The sequence below is a fragment of the Sphingobacterium phlebotomi genome, assembly GCF_008180195.1.
Lineage (GTDB): Bacteria > Bacteroidota > Bacteroidia > Sphingobacteriales > Sphingobacteriaceae > Sphingobacterium > Sphingobacterium phlebotomi.
The window spans coordinates 1-2,840 of record NZ_VTAV01000037.1 but is presented as its reverse complement, the minus strand read 5'-3'; the positions used below and the strand labels follow the sequence as shown (position 1 = coordinate 2,840).

Annotated in this window: 4 protein-coding genes; 2 read left to right on the top strand and 2 right to left on the bottom strand. The window is 31.9% G+C overall.

The features are described 5' to 3' along the window. Positions 1 to 40: 40 nt before the first annotated feature. Both FXV77_RS21810 and FXV77_RS21805 read right to left on the bottom strand, forming a co-directional pair. Positions 41 to 652, bottom strand: a complete 612-nt coding sequence (locus FXV77_RS21810) for a hypothetical protein (RefSeq protein ID WP_148921363.1) — start codon at positions 650 to 652, stop codon at positions 41 to 43. A gap of 42 nt (positions 653 to 694) precedes the next feature. Continuing rightward, positions 695 to 958 (bottom strand): DinB family protein, encoded by a 264-nt coding sequence (locus tag FXV77_RS21805; protein WP_187444218.1) that lies wholly within the window; start codon positions 956 to 958, stop codon positions 695 to 697. A gap of 18 nt (positions 959 to 976) precedes the next feature. On the opposite strand from FXV77_RS21805, the gene FXV77_RS22600 reads away from it, so the two are divergent. Continuing rightward, positions 977 to 1,105, top strand: coding sequence for a hypothetical protein (locus tag FXV77_RS22600; RefSeq protein WP_262713640.1), 129 nt, complete (start codon positions 977 to 979; stop codon positions 1,103 to 1,105). Between the two features lie 86 nt (positions 1,106 to 1,191). Then, the gene (locus FXV77_RS21800; RefSeq protein WP_148921361.1) at positions 1,192 to 2,784 is read left to right on the top strand and encodes an nSTAND3 domain-containing NTPase; all 1,593 of its coding nucleotides are present in this window, start codon (positions 1,192 to 1,194) and stop codon (positions 2,782 to 2,784) included. Positions 2,785 to 2,840 lie beyond the last annotated feature (56 nt).

Sequence of the window (2,840 nt, the reverse complement as noted above, 5' to 3'; positions counted from 1 at the left end):
ATTAAATCTAACGTTTTTGATGAAAACACTCCTTAAGTTTTTAAAATATCGTGTCCACTTTTTGCTGACGATTTACAGCCTCTGCTAATTCGGGTGATTCGGACACGAGGATAAACGATCTGGAATCGCCGAAGTGAGGACGACATTCCAAGATCACCGTTCCCTTTGCAGTAATTTCCGCATCAATAAAAAGGTGATGTGTGTATTGTCCGTCAAATCCCCTAATGATAGGGAGGAAGAAAATGAAACACGCGAGTAATATAGCCGTGTAAGTAACGTATTTTGAGAATTTCTTAGCTCTTACAAGATAATGTGGTATCAAAGCTAGCAAGGTCACAGTGCCTATGAAAGGCAAAAATAATACATACAGAAGGGATTCAGAGCGAATATCGAACATTAAATATTTCTCGACGTCTTTAAGAAATAAGATGGAATAGGTCAGCGCGGTGAAATACAAGAGATAATATCCAAGATTGACGTTTCTGATGGCTAAGAATATCGCTACTATTAATGTGGGATAAAGTCCCATATAAAGCCAGGTCGCGGCGTAACTGCCCATTCCGTACGCAAAAGTTGTTATTGAAATAGGAAACAAAGCTATTAACGTGATGATACTGATCGTGATTATGATGAGTTTAGCATTTTTAGTCATACAAGAAAATATTAGGCGAGGAAGCGCTCGATTTCCGCTTGTCTATTCGGTTGCGTCGTCAGATTTTTTTGCATTTACGATATGGGCAAGATGGTGATTGCCGTGCCAAGCATAAATACCTATGTTTGTTTCTAGTGAAGTCCGTTCGTTTGTTTCCGGGTGTATGAATTGCCTTTTGAGATCTTCTGCCGAAAGTGATTTTAATAATGCTGTCCATCGTCTATGGAGACCGCTTAATAAATCGATCGAACTGGTTGTTGGTAATTGATTTGCATCGGGAAGCTCAGCCCAAAGATTGTAGGGCACAAGGGATGGGAAAAAGATTTGGAAGAGGAAGTGCCTTATGCTTTTATCGTGAGTTTTGAGGTGCTGAACGGTCAGATTCCTTTGTATGAGCTAATGGCACAGGTCAATGTGGAGGTGGAGCAGGAGAGTCAAGTGCGTTTGCTGTAATCTAAATCAAAACTTTGATGGTTACTAATAATTTTAATTTTTGTAACTATATTTATTTGTTAAATTATGATTATTAAACCAATATCATGGGATTTGATTTCTCAAAACTAAATGACAGAGAATTTGAAGCTTTAATTGCCTCGATAATTCAGAAAGAGATAAATAAAAAAGTAGAAATATTTAAATCTGGCAAAGATGGTGGTGTTGATGGTAGATTTTGGATTGGTACAAAAGAAGGTATTATACAATGTAAGCATTACCTAGAAACACCTTATAATAAGTTAATTTCGAAATTAAAATCTGAAGAATTAGGCAAAGTAAAAAAACTTAATCCTGCTAAATATATATTTGTCACTTCAAAAAAGCTTTCTCGACAAAATAAAAAACAGATAAAAGAAATTTTTCATCCATATATACTTTCAGAATCAGATGTTTGGGGAAATGAAGACCTGAATTCATTTTTATCTCAAAGAAAAAATCAAGACATCGTTGAAAAACATTTTAAATTATGGATAACAAGTACAAGTGTGTTAGACTTTATTTTCAATAATGCTATAAAAGGAAGAAGTGAAAGTACAATCCGTGACATGGAGGAAGTAGCTTATAAATATGTAATAACCGAAAATCACAATAAAGGGATAAGAATATTAGAAGAAAATAATGTAATTATATTAACTGGCGAACCAGGAATTGGGAAAACAACTCTTGCGGATAATTTAGCTCTTTATTATATCCTTAAAGGATACGAATTCTGTGATATTGAAGAAAATATAAGCGAAGCTGAAAGTTTATTTAGAGAGAAAGAAAAAAAGAAAATTCTATTCTATTGTGATGATTTCTTGGGTAGTAATTTGTATGATGCTATCAGTAATAAAAGAGATTCACATATTGGGAAATTTATAAATAGAGTTCGTAAGGATGATTCTAAAAAATTTATCCTTACCTCAAGAACGAATATTCTAAATAAAGCATTTAGTTTAAGTCATATATTCCAAAATGAAAAAATTCGTAAGAATGAATATTTACTTCAAATTGAAAATCTAACGAATCTAGATAAGGCTAAAATTCTTTATAATCATATATATCATTCAAATTTGAATGAGGAGTTTATTGAAAAAATATATCAAAATAAAAGATATAAAGAAATTATAAAACATCGTAATTTTAATCCTCGGATAATTGAGTTCATTTTGGACTCTTCTCTTGTAGAACATTTAGATCCAAATGATTACTGGGAATACATTACTAAAAGTCTCAATAAGCCAAAAGTAATTTGGAGAGACTATTTTCAAAATCAAGCAGATGACTGCATAAGAGCTTTAACTTTTTTGACTGTCTTTAACAATGGAAAAATTTCTGAAAATATATTAAGAAGATCTTATTATTCTTTTCTAGAAATTCATAAGGTAAATCTAGGAGATCATTCAGATAAAAGTTTTGAAGCGGTTAGAAAGTTGGCTACAAAATCTTTACTAAATAGGAACCAAAGTGAACAAAATACATTTGAATATGTTTTGTTTAATCCATCTATTGCTGATTTCGTATTGGCTTCATATTCAAATGAAACTGATCTAATTTCAAACCTTATAAAGGCTTTAGAAACTAAAAGCTCAATAGATTATTTCGGGACGATAATAAGATCAAAAAAAATCGATGTTTATTGTACGTCTTCAAACTAAATTAGACACATTAGGATGAAACCTTAAGGAGACTTTCGAGTTATAAATTTATTAAT